This is a genomic window from Cupriavidus sp. 05T313 (assembly GCF_056396665.1).
In genome coordinates this window covers 1-765 of the sequence record NZ_JBFTLX010000557.1, presented here as the reverse complement: position 1 = coordinate 765, position 765 = coordinate 1, and the positions used below count along the sequence as shown (strand labels likewise).

Sequence of the window (765 nt, the reverse complement as noted above, 5' to 3'; positions counted from 1 at the left end):
GCCAGGGTGCGCCCGTCGGGCGCGCCGCCCGGGCGGCCGCAGGCGGCCAGGGCCAGCAGCATCGCGGCCAGCAGCAACGCTGCCAGGCCGCGCCTGCCGCCCATGTCCCCGCCAATCCCCCGCAGAGCCGCCACCCTCAGCCCGCGGCGCGCTGTTCCAGCACCTCGAAAGCGGGCAGCTTCTTGCCCTCCAGGAACTCCAGGAAGGCGCCACCGCCGGTGGAGATATAGCCCACGCGGTCAGCGATGCCATATTTGGCGATGGCCGCCAGCGTGTCGCCGCCACCGGCGATCGAGAAGGCCCTGGACTCGGCAATGGCATGCGCCAGCACCTGCGTGCCGTTGCTGAACTGGTCGAATTCGAACACGCCGACCGGGCCGTTCCACACGATGGTGCCGGCGGCCTTGAGCTGCTCGGCCAGCATCTGCGCGGTCTTGGGGCCAATGTCGAGGATCATGTCGTCGTCGGCCACTTCCTTCGCGTCCTTGACGGTAGCCGTGGCGGTGGCGCTGAATTCCTTGGCGCACACCACGTCCACGGGAATCGGCACCGAAGCGCCGCGCGCGRCCATCAGGTCGATGATGGTGCGGGCGTCGGCCACCAGGTCCGGCTCGGCCAGCGACTTGCCGATCTTGAGGCCGGCCGCCAGCATGAAGGTATTGGCGATGCCGCCGCCAACGATCAGGTTGTCGACCTTGCTGGCCAGCGTCTTGAGGATGGTCAGCTTGGTGGACACCTTGGAACCGGCCACGATCGCCACCAGCG

The 765-nt window shown here is 69.0% G+C and carries 1 protein-coding gene; it reads right to left on the bottom strand.

What is annotated here, in order from left to right; translation table 11 throughout:
• Nucleotides 1–136: 136 nt before the first annotated feature.
• Nucleotides 137–765 (bottom strand): phosphoglycerate kinase (gene pgk / locus AC1DKD_RS41730; protein WP_477144795.1); only part of this gene is annotated, 629 nt, incomplete at its 5' end.